24 protein-coding genes and 2 pseudogenes are annotated in these 17,657 nt (G+C 46.0%); 15 read left to right on the forward strand and 11 right to left on the reverse strand.

Translation table 11 applies throughout. The features are described from left to right. The first annotated feature begins 2 nt into the window (after positions 1-2). The 11 genes and pseudogenes from AC0IYG_RS16670 to AC0IYG_RS16720 all read left to right on the forward strand — a co-directional run bounded on the left by AC0IYG_RS16670 (position 3) and on the right by AC0IYG_RS16720 (position 5,431). Positions 3-1,199: a histidine kinase dimerization/phospho-acceptor domain-containing protein gene (locus tag AC0IYG_RS16670; RefSeq protein WP_471712268.1), complete on the forward strand. Its 1,197-nt coding sequence runs from the start codon at positions 3-5 to the stop codon at positions 1,197-1,199. A gap of 26 nt (positions 1,200-1,225) precedes the next feature. After that, on the forward strand, positions 1,226-1,774 hold the full coding sequence (locus tag AC0IYG_RS16675) for an ATP-binding protein (RefSeq protein ID WP_471712269.1): 549 nt from the start codon (positions 1,226-1,228) through the stop codon (positions 1,772-1,774). Then, positions 1,771-1,941 (forward strand): hypothetical protein, encoded by a 171-nt coding sequence (locus AC0IYG_RS16680; RefSeq protein ID WP_471712270.1) that lies wholly within the window; start codon positions 1,771-1,773, stop codon positions 1,939-1,941. Before AC0IYG_RS16675 ends, AC0IYG_RS16680 begins: the two co-directional genes overlap by 4 nt. 127 nt (positions 1,942-2,068) lie before the next feature. Further along, positions 2,069-2,263, forward strand: a complete 195-nt coding sequence (locus tag AC0IYG_RS16685) for a hypothetical protein (protein ID WP_471712271.1) — start codon at positions 2,069-2,071, stop codon at positions 2,261-2,263. 2 nt (positions 2,264-2,265) lie between these two features. Continuing rightward, the gene (locus AC0IYG_RS16690; protein WP_471712272.1) at positions 2,266-2,466 is read left to right on the forward strand and encodes a hypothetical protein; all 201 of its coding nucleotides are present in this window, start codon (positions 2,266-2,268) and stop codon (positions 2,464-2,466) included. Further along, entirely contained in the window at positions 2,435-2,683 is a 249-nt protein-coding gene (locus AC0IYG_RS16695; RefSeq protein WP_471712273.1) for a hypothetical protein, read from the forward strand. The genes AC0IYG_RS16690 and AC0IYG_RS16695 overlap by 32 nt, the downstream gene beginning before the upstream one ends. 374 nt (positions 2,684-3,057) lie before the next feature. Beyond that, positions 3,058-3,396, forward strand: a pseudogene (locus AC0IYG_RS16700) (chloride channel protein); the annotation flags it as partial. A 106-nt stretch (positions 3,397-3,502) separates the two neighbouring features. Further along, positions 3,503-4,159: pseudogene (locus AC0IYG_RS16705) on the forward strand (chloride channel protein); the annotation flags it as partial. Positions 4,160-4,220: 61 nt separating this feature from the next. After that, positions 4,221-4,742, forward strand: coding sequence for a CBS domain-containing protein (locus tag AC0IYG_RS16710; RefSeq protein ID WP_471712274.1), 522 nt, complete (start codon positions 4,221-4,223; stop codon positions 4,740-4,742). Positions 4,743-4,994: 252 nt separating this feature from the next. Beyond that, positions 4,995-5,147, forward strand: a complete 153-nt coding sequence (locus tag AC0IYG_RS16715; protein ID WP_471712275.1) for a hypothetical protein — start codon at positions 4,995-4,997, stop codon at positions 5,145-5,147. A 20-nt stretch (positions 5,148-5,167) separates the two neighbouring features. Then, complete coding sequence (locus tag AC0IYG_RS16720) at positions 5,168-5,431, forward strand: MarR family winged helix-turn-helix transcriptional regulator (RefSeq protein WP_471712276.1); 264 nt, start codon at positions 5,168-5,170, stop codon at positions 5,429-5,431. 102 nt (positions 5,432-5,533) lie between these two features. On the opposite strand, the gene AC0IYG_RS16725 is transcribed toward AC0IYG_RS16720, so the two are convergent. From AC0IYG_RS16725 to AC0IYG_RS16770, 10 genes are all read right to left on the reverse strand, one after another. After that, on the reverse strand, positions 5,534-6,367 hold the full coding sequence (locus AC0IYG_RS16725) for a DUF4097 family beta strand repeat-containing protein (RefSeq protein ID WP_471712277.1): 834 nt from the start codon (positions 6,365-6,367) through the stop codon (positions 5,534-5,536). A 98-nt stretch (positions 6,368-6,465) separates the two neighbouring features. Then, positions 6,466-7,233, reverse strand: a complete 768-nt coding sequence (locus AC0IYG_RS16730) for a DUF4097 family beta strand repeat-containing protein (RefSeq protein WP_471712278.1) — start codon at positions 7,231-7,233, stop codon at positions 6,466-6,468. Positions 7,234-7,257: 24 nt separating this feature from the next. Then, complete coding sequence (locus AC0IYG_RS16735) at positions 7,258-8,097, reverse strand: zf-HC2 domain-containing protein (RefSeq protein WP_471712279.1); 840 nt, start codon at positions 8,095-8,097, stop codon at positions 7,258-7,260. Further along, entirely contained in the window at positions 8,084-8,608 is a 525-nt protein-coding gene (locus AC0IYG_RS16740; RefSeq protein ID WP_471712325.1) for an RNA polymerase sigma factor, read from the reverse strand. Before AC0IYG_RS16740 ends, AC0IYG_RS16735 begins: the two co-directional genes overlap by 14 nt. A gap of 183 nt (positions 8,609-8,791) precedes the next feature. Further along, complete coding sequence (locus AC0IYG_RS16745) at positions 8,792-9,262, reverse strand: ferritin-like domain-containing protein (protein WP_471712280.1); 471 nt, start codon at positions 9,260-9,262, stop codon at positions 8,792-8,794. Positions 9,263-9,313: 51 nt separating this feature from the next. After that, positions 9,314-9,922, reverse strand: a complete 609-nt coding sequence (locus tag AC0IYG_RS16750) for a hypothetical protein (RefSeq protein WP_471712281.1) — start codon at positions 9,920-9,922, stop codon at positions 9,314-9,316. A 180-nt stretch (positions 9,923-10,102) separates the two neighbouring features. Then, a complete protein-coding gene (locus tag AC0IYG_RS16755; protein ID WP_471712282.1) occupies positions 10,103-10,342 on the reverse strand; it encodes a hypothetical protein in 240 nt (79 codons plus the stop codon). Position 10,343: 1 nt separating this feature from the next. Beyond that, positions 10,344-11,573 (reverse strand): ABC transporter permease, encoded by a 1,230-nt coding sequence (locus AC0IYG_RS16760; RefSeq protein WP_471712283.1) that lies wholly within the window; start codon positions 11,571-11,573, stop codon positions 10,344-10,346. Continuing rightward, complete coding sequence (locus tag AC0IYG_RS16765) at positions 11,516-12,052, reverse strand: ABC transporter permease (protein ID WP_471712284.1); 537 nt, start codon at positions 12,050-12,052, stop codon at positions 11,516-11,518. The genes AC0IYG_RS16760 and AC0IYG_RS16765 overlap by 58 nt, the downstream gene beginning before the upstream one ends. An 82-nt stretch (positions 12,053-12,134) precedes the next feature. Beyond that, entirely contained in the window at positions 12,135-12,779 is a 645-nt protein-coding gene (locus tag AC0IYG_RS16770) for an ABC transporter permease (protein WP_471712285.1), read from the reverse strand. A gap of 229 nt (positions 12,780-13,008) precedes the next feature. Between AC0IYG_RS16770 and AC0IYG_RS16775 the strand changes: the two genes are divergently transcribed. From AC0IYG_RS16775 to AC0IYG_RS16790, 4 genes are all read left to right on the forward strand, one after another. Continuing rightward, positions 13,009-13,302, forward strand: a complete 294-nt coding sequence (locus tag AC0IYG_RS16775; RefSeq protein WP_471712286.1) for a hypothetical protein — start codon at positions 13,009-13,011, stop codon at positions 13,300-13,302. Beyond that, on the forward strand, positions 13,256-13,579 hold the full coding sequence (locus AC0IYG_RS16780; RefSeq protein ID WP_471712287.1) for a Crp/Fnr family transcriptional regulator: 324 nt from the start codon (positions 13,256-13,258) through the stop codon (positions 13,577-13,579). The genes AC0IYG_RS16775 and AC0IYG_RS16780 overlap by 47 nt, the downstream gene beginning before the upstream one ends. Positions 13,580-13,747: 168 nt before the next feature. Then, complete coding sequence (locus AC0IYG_RS16785) at positions 13,748-13,900, forward strand: hypothetical protein (RefSeq protein ID WP_471712288.1); 153 nt, start codon at positions 13,748-13,750, stop codon at positions 13,898-13,900. Then, positions 13,897-14,325 carry a hypothetical protein gene (locus AC0IYG_RS16790; protein ID WP_471712289.1) on the forward strand — a complete coding sequence of 143 codons (429 nt, stop codon included), beginning with the start codon at positions 13,897-13,899 and terminating at the stop codon, positions 14,323-14,325. Before AC0IYG_RS16785 ends, AC0IYG_RS16790 begins: the two co-directional genes overlap by 4 nt. Before the next feature lie 781 nt (positions 14,326-15,106). Here AC0IYG_RS16790 and AC0IYG_RS16795 read toward each other — a convergent pair. Further along, a complete protein-coding gene (locus AC0IYG_RS16795) occupies positions 15,107-17,629 on the reverse strand; it encodes a glycoside hydrolase family 95 protein (RefSeq protein WP_471712290.1) in 2,523 nt (840 codons plus the stop codon). Positions 17,630-17,657 lie beyond the last annotated feature (28 nt).

Genomic DNA, 17,657 nt, shown 5'->3' on the forward strand with positions numbered 1-17,657 from the left:
AAATGGAAAATACAAAAATTCTGTTGCTGGACGACCGGGAAGAAAATTTGATCTCCCTTAAAGCAATTCTCAGCAGAGATGATATTGAAATTTATGCAACGACTTCCGCAAATGAAGCGCTGCGCATTGTCTGGGAAAATGACATTGCCGTAGCGCTGGTCGACGTGCAGATGCCTGGAATGGATGGGTTTGAGTTTGCGGAAACGCTTTTATCGAATCCGAAAACTAAGGAAATCCTGATTGTTTTTGTAACCGCTATTTCAAAAGAGACTACTTATGCTGTTCGCGGTCTGAAAACTGGGGCGATAGATTATCTCTACAAACCACTGGATCCGTACATTACCAATGCGAAAGTCGATTCGCTGATCAGGCTTGCGCGAAGCCAAAAAGAGATCAGGGATAAGAATAAACTGCTTGAAAATTACGCAACGATTATCCTCAATTCCCCCGACATTATAGCGACTGTCGAACCGGAAACGGGCAATATTATTTCCATTAATCCTTCCGTCCAAACGATTCTGGGTTTGTCGCCCGCTAGTTTGCTCGGGATTACAATGCTTGATTTGCTGGTTGATCCGGTCAATTCATCATTGCGGGAAGTGCTGGTTAACAAAACTTATGTGGGCGGCGAAACGATCGTTGTTGAAGATCGCTTTTTCGGCAGATTAAGGCTGCCGGTGTGGCTGGAACTTCGGATTATGTATAAAAACAGGCTTTTGTTTGTCAATTTGCATGATGTTGAAAAAAGGAAAGCACATGAGCGTGCGCTGATCGATGCGCAAAGCCAGGCTGAAAAAGCGCGTAAAGTGAAAGAGGCCTTTCTGGCCAATATGAGCCATGAGATCCGGACGCCGCTAAACGGCATTATCGGACTTGGAAACCTGTTGTCTGCCACGCAATTAGATGATTCGCAGCGCGAACTGATCCGAATGCTGCGCCAATCCTCAGGTTCGTTACTGAACATTCTGAACGACATTCTCGACATTTCTAAGATTGATGAAGGCAAATTTTCCATCATTCCGTCGTCAACCGATCTGCGCGTTTTGGGCAAAGGCATCATTGATCTGATGAAATTTAAAGCAGATGAGAAAAGCCTTAAATTGAATCTCGTCATCGACGATAACCTGCCTGAATGTGTGATGGCCGACGGCATGCGCCTGAATCAGATTCTGTTGAACCTGGTCGGTAATGCATACTGAAATTTACGCTAACGGGAAAAGTTGATTTGAAGATCCACCTCATTTCAGAAACGCAATTTGGCCATAAGATTAGGTTTTCAGTTGAAGACACGGGAATCGGCTTGTCGGAAGACCAGATCGCCAACATTTTCTCTGAATATGGACAAGCGTCCGAAAACACTTCGCATCAATATGGCGGCACCGGTTTGGGACTGACCATTTCGCAAAAACTCGTTCGTTTAATGGGTAGCGAACTGGAAGTTAACAGCAAGTTTGGTGCGGGAAGCCAGTTCTTTTTTACATTGATTTTGCCTGATGCAAACGAAAAATCAACAGAGGCAACGCCCGCAATTGCATTCCAGGATCTTCCTCCGTTTGAAGGAAAAACTGTTCTGGTCGCTGAGGATAACCCGATTAATGCATTATTACTAAAAAAATATTTGAAAACCTGGCAGCTGGACGCGACCATGGTTTTGAATGGTCAGGAAGCGGTGGACGCATTGCGCGAACAGATTTTCGATCTCATTATCCTCGACACCAGAATGCCCGAAATGGACGGTTTCCAGGCTGCGAGATTTGCCGCAAGCATCTCATGATCAAGACGCCGATCCTTTCACTTTCAGCAACTGTCCTGCCGGAGGAAATCCAGCAGGCGCTCGAATCGGGGATGAATGATACATTGTCAAAACCATTTGAACCGGAAAAGCTAGCACCGGAAAATCAAGTCACTTTTGTCTTTATCCACCAACGCTTAAATCAATAATGGTCGTCTGATAGGCGGAAAATTGAACAGCTTGGTGCTTTTTGCCACGATTTATTTTTGTTTGCAGTAATGATTAATTGAAGGATTTCGTTAATATAATTAGTCATAATCGTTACTTACAGACAAAATGAAAACTATAAAAAACAGTTGGTCACTGCTGCTGTTAATTGCCCTCGCTGGATGCAGTTCTTCAAAAACCGTGACTTACGAGTCAAAATGGAATGCGCCCTTCTCATATGTGGATGAAATCAAACCGGATCAGCAAGATCAGAAATCGAGGTTAGATATGGCATTATCAATGATGAACATTACGTTTATCTAACCTTGAAAACCAAAGATCCGAACACCATTCAGAACATTCTTTCCAGTGGTTTGAAAATATCTTTCAGCCCGGATGGTCAGAAAAAAGATGCTTATTCGCTGCTTTTTCCAGTGGTAATGAAGGAAGACAGAAAGGCGCTGAAACGTGTCGATACGGATCTTCCCAACAGCCTTGGATTGGACTTGCTGCTCGGATTCTTATAACGAGGAAGCCGTTTGGAAAGACAAGCAAGGCCAACATTTCATTGATCTGGTTCAAAAAGACGGCAGTATTAAATCGCACATTTCAATGGATCAAAATGGCGAGCTTACCGAGCAGATCGCCATTCCTTTCAGCCTGATGGCAGTCAATGCGAAAGAGACTGCGATGCTTGGCGTGAACATTAAAGTAGACGGACAATCGTCTCGAATCCGGGGTTAGTCCGCGGATTGGCATAGGTTTAGGAGGAGGAATTGGTATGGGCGGCGGAATGGGCGTTGGCATTGGAACAGGAGGTTATAATTCGCGTTACAATGGCAATGATCGTAATGTCGACATCAAACTGGAAGTGCAGCTGGCAAGAGCCAACTAGCTTCCTAATTTTGCATGTAATCCGCCGGATTTGTCCGGCGAGACCAAACCGACAGCTTGTGAATAAACGCAGTATTAAGAGATTCTACAATTTTTTAAAGTTCAGGAGAAACTTCACGCGATACAGTCTCAACAAAGCACGGAGCTATGAAATCGTGCTTTTTTGGTTGAAAAACGTCCTCTCGCGGTCTCAGTTTTTGATACTGTCCGGTATTTTGGTTGGTATGACCTGCGGGCTGGCAGGCGTGGTGCTGAAATCGCTCGTGCATTATATTCACTACATTATCACACATAAAGTCCATTTTGAAGAGCAAGTGCTGTTTTACCTGCTTTTTCCGTTTCTGGGGATTGTTATTACCACGCTGGTCGTCATTTTTGTGTTCAAAGGGCAGGACAAAAAAGGCATTCCGGTTATCCTGTATGAGATCGCTCAAAATTCCAGCATTGTTTCTTCTGTCAAAATGTACTCCCAAATCGTTCAAAGCGCCATCACAGTGGGGCTGGGAGGGTCAGCCGGGTTGGAGAGCCCTATCGCCGTCACCGGAGCCGCCATAGGCTCGAATTTCGCGCAAACCTACAAGCTCGATTACCGTGAACGGACGCTGTTGCTCGCTGCAGGTGCCAGCGGCGGGAATTGCGTCCGCCTTCAACGCACCCATTGCCGGGATGATGTTTGCCTTCGAGATTCTGCTGACGGGCGTTGTGTTTTCAGATTTTATCCCGCTGGTTGTGGCGGCGGTTTGTGGCAGTTTAGTCTCGAAAATATTGTTGCAGGGCGACGTGCTTTTTCAGTTCAAGACGCGCAGTCCATTCGATTATCACAACATTCCTTACTACTTAATTCTTGGCATTCTGTGCGGACTTTATGCCCGCTATTTCGTGCTCATCGCGCGATACATTGACGAGTTTTTTCACGGGCTGAAAATGTCGAAAATTCGGAAAGCAATGTTGGGCGGCGCGATCCTTTCGATTCTGTGCGTGCTGTATCCGCCGCTCTTTGGCGAAGGTTATGACACCATCAAAGCCATCACAAACGGGCAGATGGAATCGGTAATTGAGAACAGTCTTTTCCGGTTTATTAGTTACCGCGAGTGGGTTGTTATTGTCTTCGTTGCGGTCATTTGTTTGCTCAAAGCATTCTCCGCTTCGATCACCATTTTCAGTGGTGGTAACGGTGGGAATTTTGCCCCGTCGCTGTTCGCCGGCGGCTCGCTTGGATACTTCCTGGCGCTCGTAAGTGTGCAGGTCGGACTGCCCGAAGTTCCGGTCAATAACCTGGTCATCGTGGGCATGGCAGGCGTGATGAGCGGCGTGCTGTATGCGCCGTTGACCGCAATATTTTTGATCGCCGAATCGACCTCCGGCTACGATCTTTTTCATCCCGTTAATGATCGTTTCTGTGATCTCTTTTTTGATGGCAAAATGGTTTTCACCCATCTCTCCGGACTTGCAAAAACTCGCAGAAGCGGGCAAGATTTTCACCCGCGAACACGACCGCAATTTGTTGTCGTTACTCCACATTTTAGACCTCATCGACAAGGACGTTCAAATGGTCAGTCCGACGGCTTCCCGGGAAGAATTGGCGGAGCTTGTGCGGAGCGGAAGACGCAATATGATCTCGGTTGTGGACGAAAACAAAAGACTGATCGGAACCATTTCACTCGACGATATCCGGCCGCTGCTTTTCAACCCTGATCTGTTTGACATGCTTACGGTCTCCAATCTGATGAAGGTTCCGTCTGTTGTCATCAGCGACTTTGACAGCGTCGTAGGCGTCGTTAAAAAGTTTGACGAAACAGGTGCATGGAACCTGCCGGTTGTGAAGAGCTCGGGCGAGTTTGTGGGCTTCATTTCCAAGTCAGCTATACTCAACAGTTACCGCCAATTGCTCCGCGCACATTCGGGTTAGATCACTCCGAAAATCATCTCGAAACTCACCGCTTTCTCTGCTGAAACTCAGCGGAGAAGGCATCTTTTACGCCCTCGAAAAACAATCCACGTGAAACATCTGTGAAATAATGCCCTCAGCTTTCAGAATCCCAGTTTTTTAGACAGAAAAATGTAAAATGCTGTTTGGCAGTTCCTTAATGTTATTATATATTTGCATAATACTTGATTACTCAACTATATATCAACAATTAAACAAACATAGTTCAACTATATGTCAACGATATCACCATCACTAAAATTGTTCCTGAACCTCACCACAGTTCAGGCCTTGATTACCAAGCGATTCGACGCAAAACTGAGCAGTCACGGCGTCAGCCTGAATGAATTCTTAATCCTGTTTCACCTTAGCGGAGCCACTGACTGAGAGATGCGGCACGCGTAGATTTGGCCGAAAAAATTGGCTTAACAGCCTCCGGAATTACAAGAATGCTGACACCTTTGGAGAAGCTGGGAATGGTGAAACGCGAGGCGAACAGCCGCGATGCGCGGGTGTCATACGTGAAGCTTGCGAACGCGGGCAAGCGCGTGGTGACCGAAGCGCTGGCGAGTGCGGAAATTTTGGCAGAGCAGATTCTCGCGCCGGTTAAGACTAAAAGATTGGATGAACTCTCAAAAATGCTGTTCGAGATGGGCGGCACAATTGAATAGACGCGGACGAATATCCGGCTCGGTTTCTACATCAAAAGAGAACCCACAGGCTTGCTTTTTCGCGCCTGTGGGTTTGTGCTTTTCTACGGTTTTAAGGCGGTTTTATTTGCCTTTTCGGACGTAAATATTGCCGTTCATATTCTTCATCATAATTTCGCTTCCACCGCCATTTACCTTGCCTTTTACCCAGTCGTCGATGGAAACTTTATACATGCCGTCCTTCGATGAACGAGTGGCCTGCGGCGCGCTCTTATCCACGTCTACATCGAAGTCACTGAAAATTTCTCCACGGTCCGATTTCAGTTTTACATCGAACTTTGCGCTCCCTGGAATGGTCACATCCACATTGCCGTTTAGCGTCGAAAATGCCATCGGGGATGAGGTGTCGATCGTCCGGAAATTGACTTTCAAAAGTCCGTTAATGGTGTTGGCAACGGCCGAGCCGGCAATGTTATTGAGCGTGATATCGCCATTCACATTTTGGATTTCCAGCTCGCCGGTTACGTTGTCGATGACAATGTCGCCGTTGTTGATCGTGCTCACATTTAGCGCAAATTTCTGCGGCACTTTAATGTTCAAAGTCATCGGCGTGTTCATCATTTTGGAAGTCGGTTTTACCGAATTATTTTCCTCTGTTGCCGTCAGGTCCAGCCCGCCGTTTCTGGTAATTCGCTTCATTCCGCCGGCCGCTTCGTCCTTCGTTTTTTCGGGTCGATCAGCATTCTTTACGACCGCGTCAATTACGACCTGGTTTCCGCTGTAACCGGTCACATGGATGGTCCCGCTGATGAGATTTACTTTCAACGAGCCTGGCTTGGCAGGATCTGTTAATGGCACAACAAGCTGCTCTTTCATGTCCGTCTGGGCAAGCGATGGTGTTGAAAATGTCGCGAGCAAAGCAGCGATAGCGAGGGCAAATAGTGGGGTGGTTTTCATTTTTTGTTACGATTGTTTTTTAATATAAATGTTTCCGTTGAATGTTTCAAACCTGTCAGTCGGGCCGCCGTTCCCAATCCGGATGCGCGTCTCCGTGCTTAGTTTGTAAACCGTCTTGTTGGGTTTGTTCTCTTCGTTTTTGACAACCTTCGCGGGCAAAGATTCCGTGTTCGGGAAATCTGTAAAAAACTCACCGTTGAAACTTTTAAACTGGCAGTCGACGGAAAGGGCGGGTAAGTGATCTTGATGTCGCCATTCAATGTTTTGAAATCGGACTCGCCAGGAGGCAGTGTTACAAAATTAGCGACCACATCGCCGTTAATCGTATGGACGTTTGCCGCTCCTTTTGCATTAGCAATTTTAACGGCACCATTGACATTGTTGACGTGCAGCTTGCCAGTGACATCGCTCACCTGAATGTCCCCACCATTAACCGTCGAAACGTGGAGGTTCATCGCGAATGGGACTTTCAAAACAAAATCAAGTTTGAAGTCATACTCAATCCGGGGCCCATCCGAGTTTCTCCGACCGTGATTAGGCCGTGAGTCGAACGGATGGGCAATGTAAGCGATAATGCTGTCGGGCTTCAGATCATATTCCAGTTTGAACTCCTGCTTGCCTTCTTCCAGGATCGCATTCGTTTTACCCGTGATCGTCTTGTCAATTTCAAGCACGACCTTATCGCCGTTATAACCTTCAACCCGAATAGAGCCGTTAATGTTATAGACCGCCAATGTCACGTTCGATGCGCTTTGCGTCAGCGTGAATTCTTTCTTGATGTGTTCCTTCGATTCGAGCTTTTGTGCGGGGGCCTGGGTACAACAAAGCACCGCTCCCGCCAGCAGGGGGATTGCAAATAATTTCATAGCTAATAGTTGGGATATGGTTGTTTAAGATAAATCCTTAATCGTCTGCTCGATCTTATTTTTTACCAGATCATTCAGTCCTTCCTTTTGAAGCAGCGCACGAAGCTCCTTAACAGAGCCTTTTTCCTGTAATTTGACCATAACATCAGCCAGCGCGACCTGCACCATCGGAGAGTCCTGCACAGCCAGCGATTTCACCAGCCGTTCGCGCACCAGCGCATCGTCCGCAAACTTGATAAGCGCTTCCAGGGCCACAAGTCGCACATTCACATTCAGGTCATTATTCAAAGTTGAAAAAAGCGCATCGATAACCTGTTCATCGGCATGCGCGATGTCACTTGTATAACTCACAGCCCGAAGTCGTTCAGTGGCCGAAGGATTGTCGATAAGTGACAGCATCATGGTGCTTTTCATATCCTGAACCTGCGCCGCCAATGTTTCAATCTGCTGCTGATAAGCCGTCGAGGCCGTGCTACTTTTGCTCGTCTTATTGCCGATAATCCAGCCTAATCCCACAAGCAAAAGGCTAAATGCAAGTTGCACGGTCCATTGCGGCACAACAAGATTTCTTATTTTTTCAATAATTGAGTCAAATGAAAATGGCTTTTTAACTGATTCTGTCGCTTTGAATGTGTCCAGCATTGCATAGAAATTCACGCGCATTTCCTCGCTTGGCTCAGGAACTTTCATCTTTCCGAGGCTGTCCCAAAGTTGCTTATCTCCGGCAAATGCCTCCTGGCAGCTCACACATTCGGCAAGATGTTTGTCAATTCGCATCCGGTCCGCCTTGTCGAGGTCGTTATGCAGCCAATCCTCCAATTTTTCCTTGATATGTTCGCAGCTCATTTCCTTATCTTCTTTCATTTGTAAAAAACTTCTTTTTCAACTCTCCCAATGCCCTGTGCACCCGCACTTTCACCGTTCCTTCGTTGATATTCAAAACCTTCGCAATTTCCTCGTATTTCATTTCCTGAAACCGGCTCAACACCAGCACTTCACGATAATCGTCACTGAGGCCGGCCATTGCTTTATGCAGGAAATCTGCATCTTGTTGTCGTTCATATCCCTCATCCGCCAAAGTGCCGCCACCCAGTTTGTCAGCCATTTCATTCACATCATAATGGTTGGCCGATTTGTTCTGCTTTACAGCGTCATGCAACACATTTCTGGCCAGGTGGAACATCCAGGTTCTGAATTCACCCTCACCTGTAAACGTATGCTTATATTTGAGCATTCGGTAAAACACGTTCTGAACCAGATCCTCGCTGTTGTCCCTTTTATGCGTCATATGGTAGAAAAACGCGAACAAAGGACGGTTGTAACGCTCAAACAGCAAGCCCATCTTATCCAGATCTCCGGCTTTAACCCTAAGCATGAGTGAATTGTCTGTCAGCGTGTTCAAACGATTTGTCTTTTGTGGTGATCCTGGTGTGAAAACTGGGGGAAGGGGAAAAGGTTACAGGAATTTAAAAAGAAATTTGGAAAATTGGTTATCATGCTCTTTGTTAATGTGTTATGATCATAAAAAAAGCCGGTTAACCGGCTTTTTTCTAAGTTGTCAAAGGATAATTCGAAACATCCCGTTGCCGGTCCCGTCCCGTTTAATGGTGTCATGCGCACTTATTATGGCTGTTTGCTGTGTGATCAGCATCTGCGTTATTTCAGACGGAAGGTCATTCTTTAATGCTTCCTCATATGCTTTCTTGGCTGCATCCTCACCGGTTTCAGCGCTCTCCAATACAGCCTTTCTGTTATCCGAAGTAAACACCGACCGAACGTCCATCCAAACACGGTAAAGCTTGCCCGAAGCCAATGTGCCCGTTTCGGGTTCGCCGCCAAGTCTTACGACTTCACTTTTGAGGTCATCAGCGAATTTGCGGCTTTGCTCAGCCAGATTAGTAAACATGGAACGCAAGTCATTTTCGATTTCCTTCGTTTCAGCATTCGCCTTTTCGTAACCTGCAACGCGATCATTATTGATTAAAATCAGGTCATTAAGGACTTCAATTACTTCTGAATTTTCTGCCATGGTTTCTTTCGTTTTTGATGATGACAGTCTCGAACAATAATTATTCCAAAACTAGCGGACAATGGTGACGTGATCGCTGTAAATTTCAAACATGCAACCCGGCGCTTGGTCCTTAATGACCTGATTTGCTACGAAATTCAGGATCTCTTCGCGTCGTGACAATGGTGTTTTCGTATTTGCTTCCCAATATTTTTCCTCAGGAACCATGAAATACACCACACCTTTTCCACCCGCAAATTCCCAATCAAACTCGATCGTAACCTCATGATCACGATAAAAAATCTTCCCACCACGACCATCTTGCGAGTAAGTGACGGCTGGCAACGATGTATTTGATGTCTCAACGCCGTGAGATGTGTAACTGCGAGGAGCTAAAATGCCTGTTTCAGGATCTCGGGGCAATTTAATGCTGCCTGACTCTGGCTCGGTTCGAGGCCGCAATTGATTTTCTGTGCCGTTAATCGCGAGTCGTACATTTCGTGGAATAAGGGTGCTGCTTGCATTTGGAAAGCCTTCGATGAATTTGATAAACTTAATCTGATGCGTCCATCCGTCTGGCCAGCACGCTTCAATGGTGTAAAATCCGGGCCGGTAAGGAAGCGTGTCGATCAGGATCATTGTCCCTCCGTTTAGCCGGTCTCTCACATTCAAATCTTCCAAGATTTCACCACTAACATTGTCAATAAGCTGATAGGAAAACCCGCGTCGTAGGCGAATTTGGGCATATGAAAAACCATTTGCTGACAGTCAGGATAATGAATAACCTGCACTTTTTCGGGTTTCACTACGCCGTGAAAAGCAATTCCCTCCGCGTCCGTTTTCGTTTCGTTTTTATAGAAATTAGAAACTTGGGTCAAAAGAACATTTACCGAAAAATCCTTCCGACTTTTCCTGGCGATCTGCACAAATATCAACTGCATCCATCGCCATAAACCCAGGTGACCCATTGCCGACATCAGGAATCAAATAGCCTGCTGAAAGCGTTTCGTGTTGATGAATTCTGGCAGCAAGATCCAGGATAAGGCCTTTTTGGAAAATGAATATTTGCCGAAGCACTTTCAGTTTGACAGTTTCAGCCATTTTATTCAGAGCGAAGTGATTTGACCGGGTTCATCAATGCAGCCTTAATCGATTGGAAAGAAACCGTGAAAAGCGCAACGCTTATTGACAGCACACTTGCCAGCGCCAGCATCCACCACGCAATGTCGACTTTATAAGCAAAATCCTGCAACCAGCGACTCATCATCCACCAGGACACGGGGAGTGCAATGATAATGGCAACACCAACCAATTTTAGAAAATCTTTCGAAAGCAAGGCTACAATTCCGACCACTGATGCACCCAGCACTTTTCGCACTCCGATTTCTTTTGTGCGTTGTTCAGCCGTGAAAATCGCAAGTCCAAACAAGCCCATACAGGCAACAAATATGGTCAATCCAGCGAAAAGACCTAAGATTTGTCCCGTTTTTTGTTCCGCTTTGTATGTTTCGTTGAATCGCTCGTCCAGAAATGAATATGTAAAAGCAACGTCCGGTTTGAAACTTTCCCATTGCTGTTTCATTGTCGAAAGCAGCCGTGCTATTTCCTTATTTTTCGTCTTAACGATCATCCATCCATGGCCTTCACTCAATGTCATTACCAAAGGTGAAATTTTTTCGTGGAGCGATTTGAAATGGAAATCCTTCACAACGCCGATGACGTGATAAGTGCTGCCTATGCCTTCATTATTTCTGCGCGTGACCGTTTTTCCAACGGCATCATTACGCCAGCCCAATTCCTTTGCAGCGGTTTCGTTAAGAATAATTGCTGTTGAATCCATTCCATAAGCTTTGGAAAAGTTACGTCCGTCGACAATTTCCATCCCCAATGTTGCCAGATAATCGTAATCGACTTCATAGCGAAGCGTTTTCAGGAGCTGAGACTCATTATTTTCCGGCGTGATCATGTAATTGTTATTGTCAGATGGACCGGCGGGCACATAACCCGATAAACTAATGTTGCTCACACGCGAATCGCGCAAAAGCTCGTCTTTAAAAACAGGCAGATCCTTCCCAAGCGCCCAAGCCGGAACCACCAGAACCTGGTCCTTGTCATAACCTAGCTTTTTGTTTTGAATAAATTTCAATTGCTGATAAACAACCGTTGCTCCGACCATTAATGTGATCGAAATAAAGAATTGGAAAACCACCAGTCCGCTTCTGAGACCAATATTGTTGCCAGAAGAATTGAGTTTAATGGCTGCATTTCCACCCTTTAAAACTGAAATCGGCTTAAAACGACGAGAGGAAAAATGCAGGATAACTGCCGGCAAAGCACACCCACAAATAGCCCGAACAATAACAAAGCGGGCAGCAAAGCCGGGATCGCTTCCAGACTCAAACCCAAATCTTTGCCCGAAAGATTGTTAAGCAATGGCAAACCTGCGAGGCAAATTATGGTCCCCAAAACCAATGCAATGCCGGTCAGCAAGATGGATTCCATGAGAAACTGAGCAACAAGCTCGATCTTTTCAGATCCCATGACCTTCCTCACACCCACTTCGCGGGCACGTTTGGAAGAGCCGGCGGTCGACAAATTCATAAAATTGATGCAGGCAATGAGCAGCATAATGATGGCGATGGCGCCAAAAATATAAACGTATCGCAAATCACCGTTTGCCGCCAGGTCGTATTGAAAGTCGGAATGCAGGTGGATTTCGGTCAATGGTTGCAGATAAAGGCCGATGCTGTTGCCTTTTTTGCGAAATTCAGCAAACGTCAGGCCTAATGCTTGTTTCAGCTGCGGGCCCATGTATTTCGCAACTGTGTTCGGAAGTTTTGCTTCCAGTTTTTTGTAGTCGTATCCTTCCGGTAAAAGCAGATAAGTAAAGAATTCAGGAGATCATCCAGGACGTCGATTTCGCATCTTCCAGCGACGACATGGATGCAAGCATATCAAATTTGATGTGCGAATGTGCCGGCATTTCCTCCATCACGCCCGTGACAGTGTACGGCGTTTTCGTATCTTTAAATGTCAGCAGCTTGCCGATCACATCCTGGCTCCCGTAATATTTTTCAGCGAGTGATTTTGAAATAACAATGGTGTTAGGCTGCGTAAGGGCCGTTTCGACATTTCCTTCGATCAGCGGGAATGTGAAAATCTGCAGGAAATTGGAGTCGACGAATGCGAGCTTGTTGTCAGTGTATAATTTTTGATTGAGCAAAACCGCTGGTGACCCGCCTTGTCTCAGCCGCGTCGCTTCCAAAACCTCCGGATAGTCTGCTTTCAGCGCAGCAGCCGTCGGCGGCATTACATGCGCTTCCCTCATTTCACCGCCTTGCATCACACCTTTGAACACAACGCGCACAATCCGATTGCCTTTTTCATGGAAGCGGTCGAAGCTCAGCTCATCAAGGACATACAAACTGATCAGCATACACGAAGCAAGTCCGATGGCCAGTCCTGTAATGTTAATTGCCGAAAATGCGCGGTTACGGGCAAGATTTCGCCAGGCGATTTTAAAATAATTTTGTAACATGATAGCGGAAAAGTAGTTAATAGGTAATTTTATTTTACGGCTAAAAATAAAGGTACAATGTATAACATAGTTCTTTGTATAAAACACATGCCAATATTCTGAATGTGGCTTGTATTGCCAGCTTAGCCACTTCTCACAACGGTAATGTCCAAAATCGAACACCTCTCGTTACGAAACCGGGCAAGCTATCGCGATTAGCGCGAGCCGCAACAACAAACAAAAAAACTAAATGACTGAACTGGAACATTACCTGCATTCATACTTCGATTTCGACCAAAGTGACCTTTCCACAGTCGCTTCTTTCTTCAAGCCGGAAGTTGTCAAAAAAGGCGATTACTATCTGCAAAGAGGCAAGTCATGCTCCAAACTAAGCTTTGTCCAAACAGGCATGCTGCGGGTGTTCGTCGATTTGGAAGACGAGAGAAGTAACCCAATGGATTTCTTCCAAAGGCTATTTTATCTCAGACGTTTCGGGTTTGATCTTCGGAAAACCGTCGCGGTGGAATATCCAGGCACTGGCTGACACGACATTATATACGATACAAAAATCGGATTACGACAGGATAGGGGACTACATTCCAAGATGGCACCTCACCGAGAAGCTTTTCATTGCACATTGTTTCGAAACGCTGGAAGACAGGGTGTTCTCATTTCTTTCCATGACAGCTGAACAGCGATATAATGTCCTGTTTGAAAGTAACCGCGAGATTTTCAACCAGGTGCCGCTGCAATACATTGCTTCCATGCTGGGAATGACGCCGGAAACGATTAGCAGGATAAGGCGAAAACAGCTGATCTGATTTCTTGATATAGGTCAAGTGGCTTCTGGTTGAGCGATCCTACTTTTACAATGTCATTAATCAATCAGCTGTTTGTATGTTTTTAGGTCACTATGGATTGGCACTTGGAGTAAAGAAGGCGGCTCCTCAAATTTCGCTTGATAACATTGTTCGTGGCAGTGCAGTTGGTTGACATCATTTGGCCGTTTATGCTGCTCTTTTGACATTGAACAAGTCGCAGTTTCGCCGGGCATTACCGTCGTAACACCATTTGATTTCGTCCATTATCCCTACACGCACAGCTTGCTGATGGGTTTGGTTTGGGAGGCATTTCCGGATTGATTTATTGGCTTCTCAAAAAAGATCTTAAAAGTTCTATAATTGTCGCCCTGGCTGTGCTTAGCCACTGGTTTCTGGATTTTGTTGTCCACATTGCCGATTTGCCGCTAACTCCCTTTTCTGATTTTAAAGTTGGGCTAGGGCTTTGGAATTCGCTGGAAGGGACTATAATCGTTGAAAGCCTCATTTTCATTGCCGGTGCCTACTTTTATTATGCCAATACAAAGGCATTGAATAATAAAGGAAAATGGAGTTTCTGGGTGCTGATTGCATTTTTCATCCTGATCGATATCTTCAATATGTTCGGCCCGGCGCCGGAGAATTCAATTCCAATGCTTTTTGTATCGTTTGCTGTTTTGCAAGTGATTGTCTTGTCTCTGGCAAATTTGGTCGATAAAAATCGTGAGCTGGTTCGTTTTCGGATGTAGCGTTTTACACAGTGTTACATCCCTCCGGGATTTCCGCGGCAACAACTGCGATCGTTTTTTTTCTACCAATATTTCATGCCTCTGGCATTTGCGTTTGGTGTGTGAAATGCATTTTTCCTGACCGATATTTCATGCCTCTGGCATTTGCGTTAGGTGCGTGACATTGATATTTCAACCAATATTTCATGCCTCTGGCATTTGCGTTAGGCACGTGAAATGCATTTTCCTACCAACATTTCATGCCTCCGGCATTTGTGTTACGTGCGTGAAATGGATTTCCTACCAATATTTCATGCCTCTGGCATTTGCCTTTGGTGCATAAAATGAATGATTCTACCAATGTTACATGCCTCCGGCATTTGTGTTAGGTGCGTGAAATGAATTCCTACCAATATTTCATGCCTCCGGCATTTGCGTTAGGTGCGTGAAATGCTTTTTCTACCAATATTTCATGCCTCTGGCATTTGTGTTAGGTGGGTGAAATTCATTTTTCCTACCGATATTTCATGCCTCCGGCATTTGCGTTTGGTGCATAAAATGAATGATTCTACCAATGTTACATGCCTCCGGCATTTGTGTTAGGTGCGTGAAATGCGTTTTCCTACCAATATTTCATGCCTCTGGCATTTGCGCTTTCCTCACACGTGAAAAAAACCAATCGCGGAGCGATGCAATCTTGGTAGAAAAACAACATTACGCCACACAATTCAAATGCCGGAGGCATGTAACAACGTGAAACCCGCTATTTCAACCTGCAAACCACTATTTCAACGTAAACCCATTATTTCAATTTAAAAACATACTCCTTCCCAGCTTCCGTAGGGAAATCAAATGCAAGCCTCCCTGACTTTACAACTGCACTGCCAATAGGAGCGCTTTGGATGTTTTTGTAAAACGCATTTGCATTTTCGCCTTTGGCGGCTTTCAAGCTCACCTTACCAGAACCCTTCAATGCATTTGGAACGCCCAGGCGGCAATTTCCGCCTAATTGCGAGCGAATGGTTAATTGCGTGACTTTTCCATTGCTCCACATAATGTCCACTTCGAAACCGCCTCTCGCCTTCATTCCTTTGACTTCTCCTGTTGTCCAATTGTCTGGGATGGCGGGAAGAATGTTGAGCAAGCCGTCGTGGCTTTGCAGCAGCATTTCGGTGATTCCGGAGGTGCCCCCAAAATTTCCGTCAATCTGAAATGGTGGGTGTGCGTCGAGCAAGTTTGGATATGTTCCGCCGCCGTTGGCATAATCCGTTCCTTCCATTCCGGTTAATTTCAGTTGTTCCCTGATGAGCTTGTACGCATGATTTCCGTCGAGTAACCTTGCCCAGATGTTAATTTTCCATCCTTTGCTCCATCCCGTGCCGCCGTCTCCGCGGAGCTCCATTGTTTTTCTGGATGCTGCTGCAAAATTGGGTGTTGCCGATGGTGAAATCTGACGGCCGGGAAACAAGCCAAACAAATGCGAAATATGCCGATGCTCGGGTTCAACGTCCTCCCAGTCTTTGTACCATTCCTGCAAATTGCCTTTTTTGCCAATTTGCATCGGGAAAAGTTTGCTTCGCTTTTCGATGAGCAATTGTCTGAACGCAGCGTCCGTGCCCAGTCTCTCAGAAGCCTCAATGAGATTGGTAAAAAGGTCCCAGATGATGGCCATATCCATCGTCGTTGCAACAGAAACGGAGCCTTTGAATCCGGTTTCTGTAATGAAAATGTTCTCCGGCGATGTGGATGGAGCGGTGACCAGCTTGCCATTTTTATCTTCAATCAACCAATCCAGACAAAATTCCGCTGCGGATTTCATCAATGGATAAGCAGTTTTAGACAAATAAGCTTTGTCGCCCGTAAACTGATAATGTTCCCACAAATGCTGGCAGAGCCACGCACCGCCAACAGGCCAGTTCGCCCAGGACGGACTTCCACTTACCGGATTGGTCGTGGCCCAGATGTCTGAGTTATGATTCAATGTCCAGCCCTTCGCACCGTAAAAATTCTTCGCCGTTTCCTTTCCCGTCGACGCCATTTGGCTAATCAGTTCAAAAAGCGGCGTGTGCAGTTCAGAAAGATTCGCACTTTCGGCCATCCAATAATTCATTTGTGTATTAATGTTGGTCGTGAAGTTACTGCTCCAAGGCGGACGCACTTCACGGTTCCAAATTCCCTGCAAATTGGCCGGAATGCCACCCGGACGAGAGCTTGAAATCAGCAAATAACGGCCAAACTGGAAATAGAGCGACTCCAATGCAGGGTCTTTCGCGCCTTCTGCATAAGCCTTCAAACGCTCGTCCATCGGAAGCTCCGTTTTAGGATTTCCGTTGATTGCGAGACTCACGCGGTTAAAATACTTATGAAAATCCGCTATATGATCGCTTTTAAGCGCGTCATAACTTTTCGATTGCGCCGCAGTCAAATGTTGCTCTGCTATCTTGGCTTCATCTTTTCCTTCTTTGTCGGGACATTTATCAAAACCATTAAAACTCGTGGCTGCTGACAGGACCAGAACAACTTCCGTGGCATCGCTAATGTGCAGGCCACTTGCGTCAGCCGTAGTTTTTCCGTCCGATTCTTTTACTTTCATGCGCAGCTCAAACCGCATGCCTCTGCATCTTGCGGGATCATTGTAAACCACCGGCTGACCCATGGTCTGCATGTAACTGGGATCCGTATGGGCCGGCGCCTGGCCTTTCATAGCGATCTGATCCGTGGCAACGACAACATTATTATAATAAAGCGGGCTTTGGGTGTTTGCAGTGAAGTTCAGCGCCCCTTTTTTACTGGCTTTAAATTTGATGATCATGACCTGATCCAGCGCGGAAATGAATAGTTCGCGACTATATTGTACACCGGCAACCGTAAAGCTGGTCGACGAAATTGCGTTGGAAATGTCCAGGTCGCGGCGATAATCAGTTGGCTGGCCTTCAAATGCTTGCTTAATGATCAGGTCGCCAAGCGGCTCGTATGATTCTGTGAACAAGCCCTGCATTTTTTGCGTCAATGTCTCTGCCAGTTTGTAATCTTCATTCGCTAAGGCAGTCCTGATTTCCGGCAGATATTTCGCAGCTGTTGGGTTCGGATTGGTGTTAACCGGCCCGCCTGACCAAAGCGTTTCTTCATTCAGCTGGATAATTTCTTCGTTTACACGACCGAAAACCATTGCGCCTATGCGGCCGTTACCAATCGGCAAAGCTTCGTTCCAGTTTCTTGCTGGCTGCTTATACCAGAATTTCAGGTCTGCCTGGGCAGATGCCAGATTGCAGCACGAGGCAAGCAGCAATGCAATAATGATAAGTCGGATCTTGGTTAATCTCATAAAGTGTTTTCGTTATGCAATTGGATCA

The organism is Dyadobacter sp. AC419, from assembly GCF_979253085.1.

Coding starts and splice junctions, on each gene's coding strand:
- AC0IYG_RS16670 (WP_471712268.1), top strand. CDS start 3: ATGGAAAATACAAAAATTCTGTTGCTGGACGACCGGGAAGAAAATTTG.
- AC0IYG_RS16680 (WP_471712270.1), top strand. CDS start 1,771: ATGATCAAGACGCCGATCCTTTCACTTTCAGCAACTGTCCTGCCGGAG.
- AC0IYG_RS16685 (WP_471712271.1), top strand. CDS start 2,069: ATGAAAACTATAAAAAACAGTTGGTCACTGCTGCTGTTAATTGCCCTC.
- AC0IYG_RS16710 (WP_471712274.1), top strand. CDS start 4,221: ATGATCGTTTCTGTGATCTCTTTTTTGATGGCAAAATGGTTTTCACCC.
- AC0IYG_RS16715 (WP_471712275.1), top strand. CDS start 4,995: ATGTCAACGATATCACCATCACTAAAATTGTTCCTGAACCTCACCACA.
- AC0IYG_RS16725 (WP_471712277.1), bottom strand. CDS start 6,367: ATGAAAACCACCCCACTATTTGCCCTCGCTATCGCTGCTTTGCTCGCG.
- AC0IYG_RS16730 (WP_471712278.1), bottom strand. CDS start 7,233: ATGAAATTATTTGCAATCCCCCTGCTGGCGGGAGCGGTGCTTTGTTGT.
- AC0IYG_RS16735 (WP_471712279.1), bottom strand. CDS start 8,097: ATGAAAGAAGATAAGGAAATGAGCTGCGAACATATCAAGGAAAAATTG.
- AC0IYG_RS16740 (WP_471712325.1), bottom strand. CDS start 8,608: ATGCTTAGGGTTAAAGCCGGAGATCTGGATAAGATGGGCTTGCTGTTT.
- AC0IYG_RS16745 (WP_471712280.1), bottom strand. CDS start 9,262: ATGGCAGAAAATTCAGAAGTAATTGAAGTCCTTAATGACCTGATTTTA.
- AC0IYG_RS16755 (WP_471712282.1), bottom strand. CDS start 10,342: ATGGCTGAAACTGTCAAACTGAAAGTGCTTCGGCAAATATTCATTTTC.
- AC0IYG_RS16765 (WP_471712284.1), bottom strand. CDS start 12,052: ATGGGCCCGCAGCTGAAACAAGCATTAGGCCTGACGTTTGCTGAATTT.
- AC0IYG_RS16770 (WP_471712285.1), bottom strand. CDS start 12,779: ATGTTACAAAATTATTTTAAAATCGCCTGGCGAAATCTTGCCCGTAAC.
- AC0IYG_RS16775 (WP_471712286.1), top strand. CDS start 13,009: ATGACTGAACTGGAACATTACCTGCATTCATACTTCGATTTCGACCAA.
- AC0IYG_RS16795 (WP_471712290.1), bottom strand. CDS start 17,629: ATGAGATTAACCAAGATCCGACTTATCATTATTGCATTGCTGCTTGCC.